We start from the raw sequence: 18,439 nt of genomic DNA, 5'->3' as shown, positions 1-18,439 counted from the left end.
GATCGGTCTTGCCAAGGTCACCACTGCGCAGCGCCGATAGCGTGAAAACCTCTCGAAACCGCTATGGTGGTTTCAAAGGGGGCATTCGCTACGGGTGATTATCCGACTATATTGTCGATAAGCTCGACAGGCCTCGATTTTCTCGCGCTGACACCGCTCTAGTCACGAAACCGCAGGTTCCGGCGTGTCAGTTGGTCGACGGTGGTGCAGCCCATCAGCTTCATGCCGCGCTCGATTTCGATGCGCATCAGCTCAAGCGCCCGCTCGACACCCGGCTGTCCGGCGGCGGCAAGCGGGAAAAGGTAATAGCGACCAAGCCCCACGGCCTTCGCCCCCAGAGACAGGGCTTTGAGGACGTGCGTTCCGCGCTGAACACCGCCATCCATCATGACATCGATGCGGTCACCGACTGCGTCGACAATCTCGGCCAGTTGGTCGAAGGCGCTACGCGAGCCATCGAGCTGGCGACCGCCGTGATTGGAAAGCACGATGCCGCTGCAACCGATATCGACGGCGCGTCTGGCGTCCTCCACGGACATGACACCCTTCAGACAAAAAGGGCCGCCCCATTCACGCACCATCTGTGCGACGTCGTCCCACGTCATGGATGGGTCGAGCATTTCGGTGAAATAGCGACTGATGGAGAGCGCGCCGCCGTCCATTTTGATGTGGCCGTCGAGCTGGGGCAGGCTGAAGCGCTCATGCGTCAGATAATTGATCCCCCAGGCCGGCTTGATGGCGAATTGCGCAATGCCGGAAAGATTGAGCTTGAACGGAATGGCAAAACCGGTGCGCTTGTCGCGCTCACGGTTCCCACCCGTGATGCTGTCCACCGTCAGCATCATCGTCTGCACACCCGCAGTCTTGGCGCGCGCCATCATATCGCGGTTGAGACCACGGTCCTTGTGGAAATAAAACTGATAGACCTGTGGGCCGCCGCTGATCCGGCGCGCTTCCTCGAGGCTGGTGGTGCCGAGTGAAGAAACGCCGAACATCGTGCCGAATTTTCCGGCTGCGGCCGCAACCGCCCGCTCCCCCTGATGGTGGAAGAGACGCTGAAGCGCCGTCGGGGAACAATAGACCGGCATCGCCAGCTTCTGCCCCATGACGGTGACAGACATGTCCACATCGGCCACGCCCCGCAGCACGTCGGGAACGAGATCGCAATTCTCGAAGGCGGCCGTGTTTCTCCGGTAAGTCACCTCATCGTCGGCAGCACCGTCGATGTAGTTGAAGATCGGTCCGGGAAGACGCTGTTTTGCCATTCGGCGAAAATCGTGGAAATTGTAGCAGTCTTTAAGTTGCATTTGTTAGTCCACCGATCCGCTCTGCAAACGTTACAAGATGAAACCTGTCCCGGGAATTCTGCGTCTCATACGTCCGTCAAGCTGCCTCAGCTGCGCAGGCCCGGCGCTTCCTGTCCGGTGCTTTCGACATATTCCGTATATCCGCCGCCAAATTGGTGGATACCGTCAGGCGTCAGTTCCAGCACCCGGTTGGAAAGGGCGGCCAGGAAATGGCGGTCATGCGAAACGAAAAGCATCGTGCCTTCATATTCCGACAGGGCCTTGATCAGCATTTCCTTGGTGTCGAGGTCGAGATGGTTCGTCGGCTCGTCCAGCACGAGGAAATTCGGCGGGTCGAACAGCATGGCAGCCATGACCAGACGGGCCTTCTCACCGCCGGACAAAACGCGGCAGCGCTTCTCCACATCGTCACCGGAAAAACCGAAGCAGCCGGCAAGGGCGCGCAGCGGTGCCTGCCCGGCTTTCGGGAAACGTTCCTCCAGCCATTCCAGAATGGTGCTGTCACCATCAAGAACATCCATGGCGTGCTGGGCGAAATAACCAAGCTTGACGCTGGCGCCGAGAGTGACATTACCGGAATCCGGCGTGGTCGTGCCAGTCACGAGTTTCAGCAAGGTGGATTTTCCGGCACCATTGACGCCCATGATGCACCAGCGCTCCTTGCGCCGCACCATGAAGTCCAACTCGCCATAGATCGTGCGGCTGCCGTAGGCTTTGTTCACTTTCTTCAGCGCGACGACATCTTCGCCAGATCTCGGCGCCGGCGCAAATTCGAAAGCGACCGTCTGGCGCCGCTTGGGCGGCTCGACGCGGTCAATCTTTTCGAGTTTCTTGACGCGGCTCTGCACCTGTGAGGCATGCGAGGCACGCGCCTTGAAGCGCTCGATGAACTTGATTTCCTTGGCGAGCATCGCCTGCTGGCGTTCGAACTGCGCCTGCTGCTGCTTTTCGTTCTGCGCACGCTGCTGTTCGTAAAAGCCGTAGTCGCCGGAATAGGTGGTGAGGTTGCCAGCGTCAATTTCGATGATCTTGGTAACGATGCGGTTCATGAATTCGCGGTCGTGCGAGGTCATCAAAAGCGCGCCGTCGTAGTTCTTCAGAAAATCTTCGAGCCAGATCAGGCTTTCGAGATCGAGATGGTTCGAGGGTTCGTCGAGCAGCATCACGTCCGGGCGCATCAGAAGGATGCGGGCGAGCGCTACGCGCATCTTCCAGCCGCCGGAAAGTTTGGCGACGTCGCCATCCATCATTTCCTGACTGAAGCTCAGCCCGTCCAGAACCTCGCGCGCGCGGCCCTCCAGCGCGTAGCCGTCCAGTTCTTCATACCGCGCCTGCACTTCGCCGTAACGCTCGATGATGGCATCCATTTCGTCCATCCGGTCGGGATCGGACATGGCGGCTTCCAGCTGCCGGAGTTCGGCTGCGACTTCGCTGACCGGGCCGGCGCCTTCCATGACTTCGGCCACGGCGGAACGGCCAGACATTTCGCCGACGTCCTGGTTGAAATAACCGACCGTCATGCCCTTTTCGACGACGACCTGTCCCTCGTCGGGCTGTTCCTCGCCGGTCATCATTCGGAACAGCGTGGTCTTGCCAGAGCCGTTGGGGCCAACAAGGCCGATCTTCTCGCCGCGATTGAGCGCAGCGGAGGCCTCGATGTAGAGAATGCGGTGACTGTTCGACTTGCTGATATTTTCGATGCGGATCATGACAGGGGCCTGTGAATGGGAGCGGCTCTCCTATGCCATGTGTCGCCGGCGCTGTCACCTGCCGCGCACGCCGTGCCAGCCATGCAACCCGGCAAGGTCGCCCCGGGAACATCGCTCCCCGGAAGCGGGGTCGTTTCCGGGGGATGCTGGCTTGATTTTCCCTTAATTGGTCAGCGTTGCCAAACTGCCGGCAGCCTTGCGGGCAATTTCGCCGAAGGCGGTAACGATCTGCTCCATGTTTTCAGGCGCGTAATAATTGTCGAGACTGGACGCACAATGTTGCAGCAGCGACTTGCCCTTGTCCGGCGCCATGAACGCGACGCTGAAAATCTTGATACCGTCTTTCTTGGCCGTATCGCAGGTATTGCGCACGGTCTGGTCGATGCTGGAACTCCAGGAGGAGCTGTTCCCCGTCATTTCGCCATCCGTCATGAGAACGATGTATCGCTCGAAGGATTCGCTTTTCTTGTCCTTGTGTTCTTTCGCTTCAACGGTATTCGCTTTTTTAAGGGCGTTGTATGCGGCATTCAGACTGCTGCGGGCATCCGTACCGCCAGACGGAAACTCCGGGATCTGTTTGTCGACATAGGTGGCAACGCTGCTAGTACCCCACGTGATAGGCTGGGCCGCGTAGGTCTCATGCGTATAGACCGAGGCTCCTGTTCGAACCAGTTCGGAACCGCCGTTGGCGGTATAAGTGGGATCGGCCTTGTTCAACGTCGCGACGAGATAGCCGACCGCGGTTTTTAGCGAAGTAGCCTTGTTGACGTAGCAGGGCGATGTATTTTTGAGATTCGGATAACTCCCCCAGTTATCGACCGTGTAGTTCTGGCACGACGTTTTCTTGGTGTTGAGCGTATCGGTCTTGAAGGACATCGAACCCGAGCGGTCGAGCACCAGATACATGGAGATCGGCGCGCCCTTGTTGACAGTGCTTACCGCGGTGCCTGTCGCGGCAAGATCGAGTGTTTTCGCCCCGAAGAACCCCAAGAGCGGATTAAGCTGCATCTGGTAGTTTATCGTGGTCTGGATGGTGTAGGTCTTGCCGCGCGCATCGTCCGTTGTGCCAATATTGACTGGAGAGTTTTTCTCGAGCGCCTTCTTCTCCTCCTCGGTCAGGGTCTTTTCCATCTGGCTGGCGATGAAGGCCTTGGCGATTTCCTTGATTTGTTCGTCCGTCAGAGCGCCTTCTTTCAAGCGGGCCTCGGTCGCCGCCGCGAGAGCCGCCGAATCCGCCGTGTTCTGCAGGTCCGCTTTCACCTGCATCACATTCGCCAGCTCCATGCCGGCTCCGGCAAAACCAAGCAGCACCGGCAGCAATATTGCGGTCATCATGCCAAAATTGCCGCCCGTATCGGCAAGGAAACGGCGCGTCATTTTTTGATATGCGGAGGAGATCATTAACGGGCTCACTAATTAGAACATTAGACTGAGCGCAGGAAACCCGCAAACGATGTAGAATCCACTAATGTAGACGGTTAAATTTTATACGTCGTTCAAATTGGTGCAGTTTTTCAAGTATTAATTCGAGTATGCTCATAATAACACGTAATGTATCATTACTGGACGGGAATGACGTCGACGGCCTGTTTGATCTGCTGGTTGCCGTAGCTCTTCAATACGCCGATCACCGGCGCGACATCGGAATAGTCCCGGCCATAGCCAACGACGATATGGTCGCTGCCGGCAACGATATCGTTGGTGGGGTCGAGCTCCAGATAACCGGCGGCCTCACCGCACCATACGCGAACCCAGGCATGCATCGCATCGGCACCTTCCAGACGTTCCTTGCCCGGCGGGGGGATGGTGCGCAGGAAGCCGCTGACGTAACCGGCGGGAATGCCGAGGCTGCGCAGCGCCATGATCATGATATGCGAAAAGTCTTGGCATACGCCGCGTTTCAGCTTGAAGGCTTCCGACGGTGTCGTATCGACAGTCGTCGCTTCACCGTCATAGGTGAAGTCCTTGTGTATGCGTTTGCACATCGAGAGTGCGATTTCGCGAATGGTCATTCCGGGCTTCAGCAATTCCCGCGCATAGGCCGATATCGCCGTATCCGTCCCCAGTCTCGGGCTGGCGCCGATGAAGTGATGCGGTGACTGGAAGTCGACCGACCAGACGTCGGCAAGGTCTTGCGGCAGGCGTGAAAGCTCGGGTGAAAAATCTGCCGTCAGCGCAGGTGCCTCCACCATCACACGCGCCTGCATGCGGATATCCAGCTTTTCGTGCGGTGCGCGCAGATGCACTGAGGTCGCCGATTGATGAAAGAAATCCTCAAAGACCGCCCGTTCTTCCGGCACCGGCGAAACATCGATGGTGCCGGCAATGAAGCGCTGACGGCCCGGGATCGAAAGGGGTAGCACGCGGATGATGTGGCGCGCGCCATGGGCCGGCGTGTCGTAGGTGTAACCCATATGCAGGGAAAGGTCATAAAGCATCGGGTTATCCGAGATATGTCTGGGCCAGAACATCGGAGAGATGTTCCATGTCCGTTTCGAGCTGTCGGTAGATCGCGCCGTTCATGTTTTCCGGCGTCATGACGGCAAGGCCGGAATGCAGCCGCATTGCCTCGCGGTAAAAGGGCGACATCTGGCCGTTCGTAAAGGCGTTCGGCAGCTGCTCCACCTCAGTACGAATCTCGTTCAGCTGAAACAGGATGGACCGTGGATTGAGCGGATCGAGCGCCAGAAGATCGGTGACGGTCAGACCCGCCGTGCTGACATTGTAGCGACGGCGATGGGTCATGACGCTATCACCGATTTCGAGCAGCATGTCATACGATCCATCTGGCGCATCCGGTCCGGTCATGTGGCCGAGAAGCCTTGTCATATGCAGGCCACGTTCGAGATAGCGGCCGATCGACAGGAAACGCCAGCCGGTGAAACGATACATGTTTTCGTGCACGAGACCGGCGAAGCCTGCAAGCTTGCGAAGGAGGATCGTCATGGCATGGGTCGCGTCGTCGCCCGGCGAAACCTTTGCGTGGAACCGACGGGCAGTCTTGGCAAGGTCATTCAGCGCAAGCCATCCGTCCGGCGAAAAACGGTCTCGGATGTTGCTGGCGGAATAGAGCGCGCTGTTGATGTTGTTCAGCAGGCTTTCCGGCACGGCATCGTTCATTTCCACATCCAGCGCTTCGAGATAACGCGTCACATGCGCAAGCAAGGGCTGACGTGGGTCGGCGGATTCGGCATAACGTCCGTGCCAGGCGCGCAAGATGCGCAATGCGCCTTCCGAACGTTCGATATAGCGGCCGAGCCAGAAGAGATTGTCCGCCGCACGGCTCGGCAGGCTACCCGGCATGTTGCGGGTGAAGCTTTCTTCCGCCGGTAAAAGCGTGGTGCGTTCCACCGGCTTGTCGCTGACGATCCAGACATCCGCAGCACTGCCGCCTGATTGCATGGCGATGGCGGATACATCGTTGCTGCTGCCGATCCGCGCAAAGCCGCCCGGCATGATCTGCCAGCCATCCTGGGTGCGGGCGGCAAAAACGCGAAGGCTCATCGGGCGCGGCACGAGCTTGTTGTCGATATAGGCCGGCGTGGTGGAAAGCGTCACCACCTCTTGGCCGACAAGCCTGTGGCCATCCGAAGCGAGCCAGTCGCTGATCGATTCCTTCGCCGTTTCACGCAAGGACGAGCCGAGCACGGACTGACCGTTGTCTTCGAAGAAGGGCAGCCGGGAATAGGCCGGGCCGATGACCATGCCCTCGATATTGCCGGCAACGTGGCGGCGCTCGGATTCCTGTCCGCACCACCAGGTCGCGATGGACGGCAGTTTCAGGTCTTCGCCAAGCAGGTGGCGACAGACGCGCGGCATGAAGGACAGCAGGGCCCGTGTTTCGAGAATGCCGGTGCCGAGCGCGTTGACGATTGTCAGTGCTTCATTGCGCAGCGCCTGCACCATGCCGGGCGTACCGATGTGGGATTGCTGGTTCAGTTCCAGCGGATCGGAATAGGAGGCATCGAGGCGCCGCCAAAGCACGCCGATCGGTTTCAGTCCGGCCACGGTCCTTACCATCACGCGGCCGTTGACCACGGTCAGATCCTCACCCTCTAGCAGCATGAAGCCGAGATAGCGGGCGATATAGGCGTGTTCGAAATAGGTTTCGTTGGCGGGGCCGGGCGTCAGCACCGCGATGCGGTCATCCGGATGTTTTCTGTGCGACTGCAAGGTGTCGCGGAAAGCGCCGAAAAATGAAGCGAGACGGTGAACATGGGTTTCGGCATAGATGTCGGAAAGCGCGCGCGTGGTCGCCACCCGGTTTTCCAGCGCAAAACCTGCGCCGGAAGGCGCCTGTGTCCTGTCGGCCAGTACCCACCAGTTGCCATCAGGTCCGCGTCCAATCTCGAACGAGCAGAAATGCAGATAATGGCCGCTTGCCGGTTTTACGCCGACCATCGGCCGCAGATATTCCGGATTGGAGGCGATCAGTGCCGGCGGTACGTAACCTTCCTTCACCAGCCGGTTTTCGCCGTAAAAATCGGCGACCATGGCTTCCAGAAGATTGGCGCGCTGTTTAAGCCCTTCGGAAAGAACCGTCCATTCCTTGTCGTCGATCAGCACCGGAATATGGGAGATCGGCCAGTTTCTTTCGCTGCTGCCCTTGCTGTAATCGCGGTAAAACACGCCCGCATCGCGCAGATAGCGGTCGGTGCGGGCAAAGCGCTCATGCAGTTCGCGTTCCGACATGCGCGACAGGGCACCGAGCAGGGTTTTCCAGACCGGTCTGACCTTGCCGTTAGTATCGAGCATCTCATCGGCCACGCCGGGCAAGGTGGAGTAGTCAAGCCCGCGCGATTGCGCGCTCGTTTCCGTCTTGCGTTCCGTGGCCGGGGCTTTGGACAATTTATACTCCGTATGGCCGGCGCAGATCGAGCGTCAGCGGAAATTCTGGCGACACGGTTTCCGCCATCAACGGATATTGCCCGGCCGTATGTCCCCATGGTTCGAAACGGGCAAGGCGGCGTGCCTCGGCCTCGTTGCCGTTGACGGGAAAGGTCTCGTAATTGCGACCGCCCGGATGAGCAACATGGTAGATGCATCCGCCGATCGATCGTCCCGACCATGTATCATAAATGTCAAAGGTCAAGGGCGAATTGACCGGCAGAACGGGATGCAGGCCGGAAGAGGGCTGCCACGCCTTGAAACGAACACCGGCGACCGCAACGCTTCGGTTTTCCGTCGGAGTTAGTGGAACGGCGCGGCCGTTGCACGCCACGGTATAGCGCGCAGGGTTTGAGGTTTCGAGGCGGACCTGCATACGCTCGACGGAGCTGTCGACAAAACGCACGGTTCCGCCGATGGCACCCTGTTCACCCATAACATGCCAGGGCTCCAGAGCCTGGCGCAATTCCAGCTTCGCGCCTTCGTATTCCACCTCACCGAAGAAGGGGAAACGGAACTCCTGCTGGGCTGTGAACCATTCCGGCTTCAGGTCGAAGCCATTTTCCCTCAGGTCTCCGAGCACGTCCATAAAGTCGGCCCAGATGTAGTGCGGCAGCATGAATCGGTCTGCAAGTGCCGTGCCCCAGCGCACGAATTTGCCGGCGGCAGGGTTCTTCCAGAAACGGGCGATGAGGGCACGCACCAGCAATTGCTGGGCGAGCGACATGCGGGCATTCGGCGGCATTTCGAAGCCGCGGAACTCCACAAGGCCAAGGCGGCCGGTCGGCCCATCCGGAGAAAACAGCTTGTCGATGCAGATTTCGGCGCGGTGGGTGTTGCCCGTCACATCCGTCAGTAGGTTGCGGAACAGGCGGTCGACCAGCCATGGCAGCGGCGGCGCACCCTGGCCAGGGGGAGGCACCTGCGCCAGCGCGATCTCCAGTTCGTAAAGACTGTCGTGGCGGGCTTCGTCGATGCGGGGCGCCTGACTCGTCGGTCCGATGAACAGGCCGGAGAACAGGTAGGAAAGCGACGGGTGCCGCTGCCAGTGCAAGACAAGGCTTTTCAGAAGGTCGGGACGGCGAAGGAAAGGGCTGTCATTCGGGTTGGCCCCGCCCACGACCACATGGTTGCCACCACCGGTGCCGGTGTGACGGCCATCGATCATGAACTTGTCAGCGCCCAGACGCGTCTGTCGCGCCTCTTCATAGACCGCCGTGGTGATGTCGACACAATCCTTCCAGCTTGCAGCCGGGTGGATGTTTACCTCGATGACGCCGGGATCGGGCGCTACACGGATGACATTGATACGCTCGTCATGCGGCGGAGCATAACCTTCGATATGGACGGGCAGCCCGAGCTCGGCCGCTGCCGCTTCTGCCGCTGCGACCAGTTCCAGATAATCCTCGATGCGTTCGACAGGCGGCATGAAGACGCAGAGCCGTCCATCGCGCGGTTCCACCGACATGGCTGTGCGCACCGCGCCGCCGATTTCACCAAGCGTCTGCTCGATGCGTTCTTGGCCGGATGCCTCATCCGCATGGAAAGACGCTTCCGGCATGGTGCGTCCGGAGGGCTGGAATTTCTCGGGAAGCGGCCCTCGCGGGATCGAAGGGTCAGCTTCATGGATATAAGGATAAGCGGATGGCGGCACATGGGGCAGGGTGCCAAGCGGCAGGCGGTAGCCTACCGGGCTATCACCCGGAACGAGGAAAATCTTGCCGCGCCGTGTTTTCCATTTCTCGCTGACCCAGCGTTTGTCTGTGGTGGGCTTGGCGTTCCACGCCTGCACCGGAAGAATATAACCCGTCGGTGTCGTCAGCCCGCGTTCGAACACGCGGGCAAGGCGATTGCGTTCTTCCGGGTCTTTCAGTTTCGAGTTGGACGGATCGACATTTTCGGGAAGACTACCTTCCTTGATGATCCATTCGGCCGGATCCTCATAGGCCGGAAGCACCAGATCGGGCTCCACACCGAGATGAGTGGCGATACCGCTCAGTAGCTTTTGCGCGTCGTCGGCCGCAACACCGGTATTTGCGCCTTCTTCCGCAATCAGCGCAGGGTTCTGCCAGATCGGCAGACCGTCCTTTCGCCAGTAGAGCGAAAATGTCCAACGCGGCAGGCTTTCGCCTGGATACCATTTTCCCTGCCCGTAGTGCAGGAAGCCGCCGGGCGCGAAACGTTCGCGCAGGCGGCGGATCAACACGTCCGCTTTTTCGCGTTTCGTCGGTCCAACCGCGCCGGTGTTCCATTCCTCGGATTCGAAATCGTCGATTGAAACGAAGGTCGGCTCGCCGCCCATGGTCAGCCTGACGTCATGGGCGTTCAGAACCTGATCGACCTTTTCGCCGAGTGCATTGAGGCTCTCCCAGCTCTCATCGGAGAAGGGTTTGGTGATGCGCGGGGTCTCGGCAACGCGCCGAACCTGCATGTCGAAAGCGAATTCCGTATTGGCCTCGCCGAAATAACCGCCGGAAATCGGCGCGGCATTGCGGAAATGCGGCGTTGCCGCCAGCGGAATATGGCTCTCGCCGGTCAAAAGCCCCGAAGTGGGGTCGAGACCGACCCAGCCGGCGCCCGGCATATAGACCTCGGCCCAGGCATGCAGATCGGTGAAATCGACCTCTGTCCCTGACGGGCCATCCAATGCCTTGAGATCCGGTGTCAGCTGGATGAGGTAGCCCGACACGAAACGTGCGGCAAGGCCGAGATGTCTCAAGATCTGGACGAACAGCCAGCTGGTGTCGCGGCATGAACCCTTGCCGGAAGCCAGCGTTTCTTCCGGCGTCTGAACACCCGGTTCCATGCGGATGACGTAACCGATTTCCTGCTGCAGACGGGCGTTGAGGCCGACGACCATATCCACCGTCGGCTGTCCGGGTGTGTGGTCCACGGTGGCCATGAAGGCGGAAAGCAGGGGGCCGGTCGGTTCCGGTTTCATGTATATGGACAGATCCTCCCGCAGCTCCTGCGGATAATCGAACGGCCACTTGGTCGCCTCTTCCTCAACGAAGAAATCGAACGGATTGTAAACCGTCATATCGGCGACAAGATCGACCTCGATCTTGAATTCCGTCGCCGGCTCGGGAAAAACGAAACGAGCGAGATAATTGCCGTATGGGTCCTGTTGAAGGTTCACGAAATGATTTGACGGCGAAACCTTGAGAGAATGGCTGATAACATGGGTTCTGGAGTGCGAGGCGGGCTTCAATCTTATGATTTGCGGTCCAAGGCGAACCGGATTGTCGTATTTATAATGCGTCAGATGATAGATGCTCGCTTTGATCGCCATTAATCTGCCTTGCCCGGTTTTCCGGTTTATGCGGTTTGTCCGCCCCTCTGAAATTATTTGGATTTTGTGCAATGCAGGAAAAGAAAGCAAGGATCATTTCCGGAGGCAACCGCATTGTTGGCCGAGGCGCCGATGTTTGCCGGCGCGAAGAATTGCCGCGGCTTTTTAATTGTCTCCCTGGGGATTTCTCCGCGGTTGTGGACAAGGTTGAACGGCGTGTTATTGCTGGGCATCGCAAGGTGCAGGATCGCAAACCGCTTTCTTTGCCGACTGACGTTTCGGAATGGAATGAATGGCAACAACGGTGACCGACGATCAGCGCAAGAGTGCGGCGAACCTTTCGGGCTTCGATCTCGATTTTCGTTCGCAACTACGCATGATGGGCAATGCCTTCTGGACGTCGCCGGTTCGCAACCGGCTGATATTGCTGTCGATTGCCCTGCTCACGGTGATATTGCTCACCGCTTACGGGCAGATCAGGCTCAATGAGTGGAATGCGCCGTTTTACAATGCGCTGGAGCGGCGCGATCTTGACGCCTTCCTCCATCAGCTCGAAGTCTTCGCGATCATTGCCGGGCTGTTGTTGCTTCTCAATGTCATTCAGACCTGGCTTAACCAGATGACGGCGCTGAACATGCGCGAGGGTCTGGCCAAGGATATGGTGGACCAGTGGCTGAAACCGGGGCGCGCCGCCCGCCTTGCCGGTTTCGGCACGATTGCGATCAATCCGGACCAGCGTTTGCACGACGATGTCCGCAACCTTGCGGAAAGCAGCACGGCGCTTTCCATCGGCCTTGTGAATGCGACGATCCTGCTCATCAGCTTCATCGGCGTTCTGTGGACATTGTCGGCAGGCTTTTCCATCACGATCAACGGCGATCCGGTCGCGATTCCCGGATACATGGTCTGGGCGGCGATCCTTTATGCGGGCTCGGCGTCCCTGCTCAGCAACCTTGTCGGCTATCGTCTGGTCGGCCTGAATGCTGAACGTTATTCAAAAGAGGCCGAACTACGCTTTTCCCTGATGCGGGCCAGCGAAAATCTGGCGGCGATTGCGCTTGCGCGTGGTGAAAAAAACGAGCGGCGGCGGATCGGCGTTGATATCGATGCCGTGCTCGGCGTAATCCGCGGGCTCGCTTTAGCAATGACGCATCTGACCTGGGTGTCGTCGGGCTACGGCTGGTTGGCGGTTGTGGCGCCCATTCTTATCGCAGCGCCGGTCTATTTTTCCGGCAACCTCACCTTCGGCGGGCTGATGATGGCCGTCGGCGCCTTCAACCAGGTCAATACCGCACTTCGCTGGTATATCGACAATTTCGGGCCGATTGCCAGCTGGAAGGCGACGTTGCAGCGTGTTTCGGTGTTCCGCAACGCTCTGATCCAGATGGATAGCGTTGAACAGCACGGCCTCGCAATCGATCTTCAACGGAGTGCCGACAACGAAAAAATCCGCCTTCGGTCGGTGACTATCTGCCGTGATGCGGGCGGGCAGGATCTGGAGCGGGGTTTCCGGCTGCGTGAGGCCGAGGTTGAAATCGGGCGGGGTGATCGTCTGATGATCAATGGCGAACAGGGCGTGAACCGGCGGCTGCTGTTTGCCGCCATGGCCGGCCTGTGGCCATGGGGGCAGGGCAGGATCGAAATGCCCGAACAGTCCGACACGCTTTTCATTGCCCAGCACGGCTATTTGCCAACAGGTACGCTGCGCGAAATTCTGGCCTATCCACGCGCGCCCCAGCGGTTTGCGGAGGCAGACTATGTCGCGGCGCTGACCGCGTGCGGTCTCGGTGAAATGGCGCCACGGCTTGATGAACACATTCGCTGGGACAAGAAGCTGGATTCGGATGAACAGGCCAGCATCAGGATCGCCAATGCCCTGTTGTTGAAGCCGAAATTCATCGTCATCGACGATTTGCTGGAAGGGCTGGAAAAACAGACACAGGATACGCTGGCGGAGGTTCTGAATGGGATCGACGGCGTAGCGATTATCTATATCGGCAGATCAGAGACATTTCTGTCGGTTCTTACCCCGGCTTTGGCCCATCTGGACCATGCCCCCATGAAGGAAAATACCGTAAAGCCGGATATCGCTCCAAAATAAGCCGCCGGGTTATGCTGCTGTTGACATTATCGTGCGGATCAAAGCCGCAAATGCCATTTTTCGAGGTCCAGCCGTTGCTGTTTGGCAAGGCTTATGGTGCCGTCCGGCTCCATCTGCGAGCGCAGAACAAAGGTGCCGGTCGCCAGGCTGATGGCAATGACGCTGGCAACCGCGAGAATGATACGGTCGTAGCGCTGCTGTATCTTATTGTTTCCACTCCAGTCATAGGCCATTCGCACGCCCTCGCGGTTTTTTGGAATCGTGCCGCATCATGGTTAACCGAAGCTTACGATGGCTTCGTGATTCCTTGCTGTTTTGGAAGGGCTGCCGCGAAAAATCGGCTATTGGCTGAGGGGGCGCGGTTGTTTAAATCCGGCGGCGGGAGGTTCTTGAAAGGAATTTGATATGGAACAGCAACCGCCCGCCGATATGGAACTCACGCTCAGAACGCTTGCCATGCCGGCTGACGCCAATCCGGCCGGCGACATTTTCGGCGGTTGGGTGATGTCGCAGATGGACCTTGCCGCCTTCGTCCGCGCCAATGATGTGGCAGGCGGGCGTACCGTCACAGTGGCGGTTCATGAAATCGTCTTCAAGAAACCGGTCAAGATCGGCGATACATTGTGTGTCTATACCAGGATCGAAAAGGTTGGGCGCACCTCCGTCACGCTCAAGATCGAGGCCTGGACCCGCAGGCACTATCAGGATTCCCGGGAAAAGGTTACGGAGGCCGTCTTCATCATGGTAGCGGTGGATGACAAAGGCGAGCCGCGCCCTGTGCGCAAAGAGGCGTAAGGCGCTTGCCTTCGAATCAAACTTCCAACCGTTCGCAGGCAGCCGAAAGCGCATGAGGCTCTTCGGCTCCGCCAATTCGATCTCCGAACGCGCAATACTTTAGAAATATCCAATTTATTTATCAATTTTTGCGATCAAGGTATGGAATAGGGCGGGGATCAGGCTGTGACCATTCCAGGTGTTGTTATTGTTGGTGGCGCTCACGGCACGCTTGCCCTTGCCCGCAGCCTTGGCGCCCTTGATGTGCCTGTGCACTATATAACCCATGATTCACCGCTGCCGGGCTGGTCGCGTTTCGTGAAGAACACGATCCGCTGGTCCGGTCCTCTTGATGCAGGGGCGATGGCGTTTTTACGCGATATGGCAGAGAAGCATCATCTGAAAGGGTGTCTTCTGGTGCCATCAGGGGATGGCGAGGTTCAGCTCGTTTCACAACATCGCGATGAGCTTTCCGCCCTTTACAAAATCGTCCTGCCTGATTGGTCCTCCCTTCAATGGTTGTGCGAGAAACCGCTGCTCTACAAACGCGCGGCGGAACTCGGTGTCAGCTTCCCCAGGACCTATGCCATGGTCTCGTCCGATGACGCCGATGCGCTGGACGTGACGTTTCCCGTTATCCTGAAGCCGAATATGGGCGGCGGCGATACCGCGATTTCCCGGGCGAAGGTTATCCGCGCCGATGACAGGCAGGCCCTGAAAGCCGCTTTTGCCGCTGCGAGCGGCGAGATCGGCGCGGGCAATGTCGTCGTGCAGGAGCTCATTCCCGGCGGGGGAGAAAGCCAGTTTTCCTATGCGGCGCTCTGGCGCGATGGCGAGCCTGTTGCAGAATTCACCGCCCGACGCCTGCGTCAGTATCCCGTCGATTTTGGTTACACCAGCACCTGTGTCGAGGTTGTCGACAACCCTCAAGCGATCGATGCGGCAAGGAAAATATTGAAATCGGCCGGTCACAGCGGGTTGGTCGAGGTGGAGTTCAAGCGGGATGGCAGGGATGGATCGCTGAAACTTCTCGATGTCAATCCGCGCCCATGGTCGTGGTTTGGCCTGTGTTCAGCGGCCGGCATCGATCTCGGCGCGCTGCTGTGGCAGGTTGCCAACGACATGCCGACCGGCCAGATGCTCGATGCGCGGCAAGGTGTGTCATGGTCCTATCTTGTCCGTGATGCCATTGCCGCATTGACGTTGAATCGACGGGGACAGGCGGGAATTGGGGACTATGTCGCCTCTCTGCGCACAATCCGCAGCTGGGCGGCTTTTGCGGCGAACGATCCTTTGCCGGGCCTTATCGACCTGCCGCTCACGGTCTGGAGAGTCATCAAAAAACGGGTTCTGCCCGGTTTGAAGTTGCGGTAATCGGTAATGGTGTTTTTGCGGTCGGTAAAACGCTCTCTGAAATATGGGGTCATAAGGGCGGGGCTGGAGGTAGCTTCCCTGCCGGCGGTTCGTGCGGCTTTTCCGGCTCTTGCCGGGCGTGGCGTGATCTTCACGCTGCACCATGTTCGTCCGGACGAGGAAGCGTCAGCTTTTGCGCCGAATGCACACTTGTCGATCACGCCACAATTTCTGGAAGAGGCGATAGAGGCGGCGCTCGAATGTGGTCTCGTTCCCGTTCATCTGCACGATCTGCCGGGCCTGCTCGCCGATAATTCCGAGAAACGGTCGTTCTGTGCTTTCACGCTTGATGATGGCTATCGCAACAATGCCGAATATGCTGCACCGATTTTTCGAAAATATGCTGTTCCTTATACGATTTTCATCACGCCGGGTTTTGTGGAGCGGACGCGTAGCGTGTGGTGGGAAACCACTGCCGCGCTGACGCAAAAAGCCACGTCCTTTGAATTCGATTTCGGGACAGGGCCGGAGGAGATTAAATCCGGCAGCCTTCCACAAAAAGCGGAAGCCTTTGCGCGTCTGGAAAACTTCGTTCAGATATTCGCGGAGGACGAGGCGGTGGAGAGGATCGACCGTGTCGCGGGGCAACATGGTATCGATCCGATCGCGATCGTGGAAAAACTCGTCATGGATGCGGCCGAACTCAAGGCGCTGTCGAGCGATCCCCTGGTCCATCTCGGCGCGCATACCATGATGCATGTGAACATGCGCAAGATCGATGCGGCGCGCCTGGCCTACGAAATCGAGGAATCGACAAGACGGGTGGAGACCTATGTCGGCCGTCGGCCGAGGTCCTTTTCCTATCCCTATGGCTGGATGAAGGCCGTGGGAGAACGCGAGGCGAAAGCGGTGTTTGATGCGGGATTTCCCGTAGCTGTTACCACGCAGGCCGGTGTTCTTGGGGCCCATAGCCTTGAAAAGCCGATGCTGTTGCCGCGCGTTTCGCTGAACGGCCGCTTTCAGAAAAAGCGCTTTGTCAAAGCGCTCATCTCAGGCCTGCCTTTCCGGTTCGTCTAGGGATCAACCTCTCCCTGCCATCTTTCGCCGATGACGACGACGTGTGTCGGTGCGGCTAATCGAGCTGTCGTGTTGTTTTTGTTATTCACATCCATTTATCTATTGATTATAAATAAATTTATCGAAGGAAAACATTACAACTTTTCTTAAGGTTTCGCCCGTGCTGTTGATTTTTTCCGATGACCTGACCGGTGCGCTTGATGCGGCCGCCCCCTTCGCCGGGCGTGGGCTTTCGACTGAAGTTGCGATCGGTCTTGAGGGCGTCCCTGCAGCGGTGGCCGATGCGCCGGCCGTCCTCAGCGTCAATCTGGGTTGTCGGGATGGCAAGGCGGATGAAGCCCGCCGCCGCACGCAGGAACTGATGGCACTGGTTCCGGCCGATACAGTTCTGTTCAAGAAGATCGATTCCCGCCTGAAAGGACATATCGCCGCGGAAATGGATGCTGTTTCCTATCGGCATGCGCTTGTAGCGCCAGCCATTCCGGATTTTGGACGCATCGTCGTAGACGGTTCCGTGTCCGGCTTTGGCGTTGACGGCACGATTTCAGTTCATGAAAGACTGGGCGGTCACGCCAGCCGCTGCGCAATCCCAGACACCCGATCGCATGCGGACATCAGGGAGGCTTTGCTTGCCGGGCGCGCAAACGGGGTTGATCTTCTGGTGGGCGCGCGAGGGCTGGCCGAGGCGCTGGCAGAAATGATGACAGCGCAGGCAGTGCCCGAAGCGGCATCTATTCCCGCGGGTAAGGGGCTTTTCGCCATAGGTTCGCGCGACCCGATCACCGTTGAACAAATTGAAATCCTTAAAGGAACGGGTTTGGTATCGGTCACCGATGCACCCAATGGCGTCGTGCCGTTTCACGCGCATGCTCGTTCCAGGCTGACGCTCGTTTACGCGACGCAAGGGGCGGAAAATCTTTCCCCGCTCGAGGTTTCAGACCGGCTGGCGTATGGCGTCGTGCCGCTTTTCACCACCGGGACCGACACGTTGCTTTTGTCCGGCGGCGCCACGGCCGAAGCGGTGCTGCTGGCCATGGGGGTATCGCGTCTGCGCCTTGCCGGCGAGTGCCTGCCCGGTCTTGGTGTCGGCTGGTCCGGCGACCAATGTATCATTGCGAAGTCAGGTGGTTTTGGGCAAGCTGACACGTTGAAACGGATTGCGAAAATGATGCTTGGCGAAAATGACGCTGGAGAAAGCTGACCAGATGGGGCTGATGAAAGAAACGGCGCGCAAGGCACTTCCGGACATTATTTTCGAGAGAATGCACCGGGCGATCAAATCCGGCGCCTACAAGCCGGATGAACGGCTTCCGACCGAACATGAACTCGCCATGGAATTCGAAGTGTCGCGACCGGTGGTCCGCGAGGCGCTTCGGCGGCTGCGCGAACAGGGGTTCATCTATTCGCGAAGGGGTTCCGGCAGCTATGTGCGGGCATTCGGCCTGCGCGAGCCGCTGGGCTTCGGCCAGCTCGAAAATGTCGCTGACCTGCTGAACTGTTATGAATTCAGGCTGACTCTGGAGCCGGCAGCTGCGGCGGCGGCGGCCTTGCGGCATGATGGCGAGAGGCTCGTCGCAATCAAAAAGGCGCTCGAGCTGATGCGGGACGCCACCAATCGCCAGTCCCACCGTGAGGATGCCGATTATCAGTTCCACCTTGCCATCGCGCGGGCGGCACGGAATAGCTATTTCTCGACTGCGATGGAGGCTCTCAAGGACCACATTGCGGTGGGAATGAAGTTTCACGGCATGTCGGTGAAGCGTGAGGCATCCGGCCTTACCCGCGTGTTTGCCGAGCACGAGGCGATTGCGGTGGCGATTGCCGAAGGAGATGCCGAGGCCGCGCGGCGGCTGATGCACGACCATCTGACGGGATCACGTGACCGCCTCTTCGAGTCTTCGCATACGGATTGAGGCAAGTGACGGCGAGCCGGTGCGCG

The 18,439-nt window shown here is 58.7% G+C and carries 14 protein-coding genes; 7 read left to right on the top strand and 7 right to left on the bottom strand.

Annotated features, from left to right (window positions below; all coding sequences use genetic code 11):
- Positions 1–158: 158 nt before the first annotated feature.
- From AC1DCP_RS16135 to AC1DCP_RS16110, 6 genes are all read right to left on the bottom strand, one after another.
- On the bottom strand, positions 159–1,307 hold the full coding sequence (locus AC1DCP_RS16135) for an alpha-hydroxy acid oxidase (protein ID WP_035199743.1): 1,149 nt from the start codon (positions 1,305–1,307) through the stop codon (positions 159–161).
- Positions 1,308–1,393: 86 nt separating this feature from the next.
- Positions 1,394–3,016 (bottom strand): ABC-F family ATP-binding cassette domain-containing protein, encoded by a 1,623-nt coding sequence (locus AC1DCP_RS16130; protein ID WP_003511539.1) that lies wholly within the window; start codon positions 3,014–3,016, stop codon positions 1,394–1,396.
- Between the two features lie 162 nt (positions 3,017–3,178).
- Positions 3,179–4,417: a vWA domain-containing protein gene (locus tag AC1DCP_RS16125; RefSeq protein WP_013761916.1), complete on the bottom strand. Its 1,239-nt coding sequence runs from the start codon at positions 4,415–4,417 to the stop codon at positions 3,179–3,181.
- Between the two features lie 158 nt (positions 4,418–4,575).
- Positions 4,576–5,454, bottom strand: coding sequence for a transglutaminase family protein (locus tag AC1DCP_RS16120; protein WP_003511536.1), 879 nt, complete (start codon positions 5,452–5,454; stop codon positions 4,576–4,578).
- A 4-nt stretch (positions 5,455–5,458) separates the two neighbouring features.
- On the bottom strand, positions 5,459–7,864 hold the full coding sequence (locus AC1DCP_RS16115) for a circularly permuted type 2 ATP-grasp protein (RefSeq protein WP_003511535.1): 2,406 nt from the start codon (positions 7,862–7,864) through the stop codon (positions 5,459–5,461).
- A 1-nt stretch (position 7,865) separates the two neighbouring features.
- Positions 7,866–11,195 carry a transglutaminase family protein gene (locus tag AC1DCP_RS16110; protein ID WP_065687967.1) on the bottom strand — a complete coding sequence of 1,110 codons (3,330 nt, stop codon included), beginning with the start codon at positions 11,193–11,195 and terminating at the stop codon, positions 7,866–7,868.
- A 71-nt stretch (positions 11,196–11,266) separates the two neighbouring features.
- Between AC1DCP_RS16110 and AC1DCP_RS16105 the strand changes: the two genes are divergently transcribed.
- Both AC1DCP_RS16105 and AC1DCP_RS16100 read left to right on the top strand, forming a co-directional pair.
- Positions 11,267–11,503, top strand: coding sequence for a hypothetical protein (locus AC1DCP_RS16105; protein WP_003511532.1), 237 nt, complete (start codon positions 11,267–11,269; stop codon positions 11,501–11,503).
- Positions 11,488–13,296: an ABC transporter ATP-binding protein/permease gene (locus AC1DCP_RS16100; RefSeq protein WP_025595330.1), complete on the top strand. Its 1,809-nt coding sequence runs from the start codon at positions 11,488–11,490 to the stop codon at positions 13,294–13,296. The genes AC1DCP_RS16105 and AC1DCP_RS16100 overlap by 16 nt, the downstream gene beginning before the upstream one ends.
- A gap of 38 nt (positions 13,297–13,334) precedes the next feature.
- On the opposite strand, the gene AC1DCP_RS16095 is transcribed toward AC1DCP_RS16100, so the two are convergent.
- Positions 13,335–13,529 (bottom strand): hypothetical protein, encoded by a 195-nt coding sequence (locus AC1DCP_RS16095; RefSeq protein WP_013761913.1) that lies wholly within the window; start codon positions 13,527–13,529, stop codon positions 13,335–13,337.
- Between the two features lie 172 nt (positions 13,530–13,701).
- Between AC1DCP_RS16095 and AC1DCP_RS16090 the strand changes: the two genes are divergently transcribed.
- The 5 genes from AC1DCP_RS16090 (at position 13,702) to AC1DCP_RS16070 (ending at position 18,413) form a co-directional block, all read left to right on the top strand.
- A complete protein-coding gene (locus AC1DCP_RS16090; RefSeq protein WP_003511527.1) occupies positions 13,702–14,091 on the top strand; it encodes an acyl-CoA thioesterase in 390 nt (129 codons plus the stop codon).
- Positions 14,092–14,256: 165 nt separating this feature from the next.
- Positions 14,257–15,444 carry a carboxylate--amine ligase gene (locus AC1DCP_RS16085; protein ID WP_065687966.1) on the top strand — a complete coding sequence of 396 codons (1,188 nt, stop codon included), beginning with the start codon at positions 14,257–14,259 and terminating at the stop codon, positions 15,442–15,444.
- A gap of 6 nt (positions 15,445–15,450) precedes the next feature.
- Positions 15,451–16,500 (top strand): polysaccharide deacetylase family protein, encoded by a 1,050-nt coding sequence (locus AC1DCP_RS16080; RefSeq protein ID WP_065687965.1) that lies wholly within the window; start codon positions 15,451–15,453, stop codon positions 16,498–16,500.
- 160 nt (positions 16,501–16,660) lie between these two features.
- Positions 16,661–17,701 carry a four-carbon acid sugar kinase family protein gene (locus AC1DCP_RS16075; RefSeq protein ID WP_065687964.1) on the top strand — a complete coding sequence of 347 codons (1,041 nt, stop codon included), beginning with the start codon at positions 16,661–16,663 and terminating at the stop codon, positions 17,699–17,701.
- Positions 17,702–17,705: 4 nt separating this feature from the next.
- Positions 17,706–18,413 (top strand): FadR/GntR family transcriptional regulator, encoded by a 708-nt coding sequence (locus AC1DCP_RS16070; RefSeq protein ID WP_003511522.1) that lies wholly within the window; start codon positions 17,706–17,708, stop codon positions 18,411–18,413.
- The last annotated feature ends 26 nt before the right edge of the window (positions 18,414–18,439 follow it).

Source organism: Agrobacterium sp. 10T429 (assembly GCF_056393925.1).
The sequence above is the reverse complement of the archived record's forward strand: the minus strand, read 5'-3'. Positions and strand labels throughout refer to the sequence as shown.

Bases quoted from the DNA above. Each gene is read 5' to 3' on its own strand.
- AC1DCP_RS16135 (WP_035199743.1), bottom strand. From the start codon at position 1,307: ATGCAACTTAAAGACTGCTACAATTTCCACGATTTTCGCCGAATGGCA.
- AC1DCP_RS16130 (WP_003511539.1), bottom strand. From the start codon at position 3,016: ATGATCCGCATCGAAAATATCAGCAAGTCGAACAGTCACCGCATTCTC.
- AC1DCP_RS16125 (WP_013761916.1), bottom strand. From the start codon at position 4,417: ATGATCTCCTCCGCATATCAAAAAATGACGCGCCGTTTCCTTGCCGAT.
- AC1DCP_RS16120 (WP_003511536.1), bottom strand. From the start codon at position 5,454: ATGCTTTATGACCTTTCCCTGCATATGGGTTACACCTACGACACGCCG.
- AC1DCP_RS16110 (WP_065687967.1), bottom strand. From the start codon at position 11,195: ATGGCGATCAAAGCGAGCATCTATCATCTGACGCATTATAAATACGAC.
- AC1DCP_RS16105 (WP_003511532.1), top strand. From the start codon at position 11,267: ATGCAGGAAAAGAAAGCAAGGATCATTTCCGGAGGCAACCGCATTGTT.
- AC1DCP_RS16100 (WP_025595330.1), top strand. From the start codon at position 11,488: ATGGCAACAACGGTGACCGACGATCAGCGCAAGAGTGCGGCGAACCTT.
- AC1DCP_RS16095 (WP_013761913.1), bottom strand. From the start codon at position 13,529: ATGGCCTATGACTGGAGTGGAAACAATAAGATACAGCAGCGCTACGAC.
- AC1DCP_RS16090 (WP_003511527.1), top strand. From the start codon at position 13,702: ATGGAACAGCAACCGCCCGCCGATATGGAACTCACGCTCAGAACGCTT.
- AC1DCP_RS16080 (WP_065687965.1), top strand. From the start codon at position 15,451: ATGGTGTTTTTGCGGTCGGTAAAACGCTCTCTGAAATATGGGGTCATA.
- AC1DCP_RS16070 (WP_003511522.1), top strand. From the start codon at position 17,706: ATGGGGCTGATGAAAGAAACGGCGCGCAAGGCACTTCCGGACATTATT.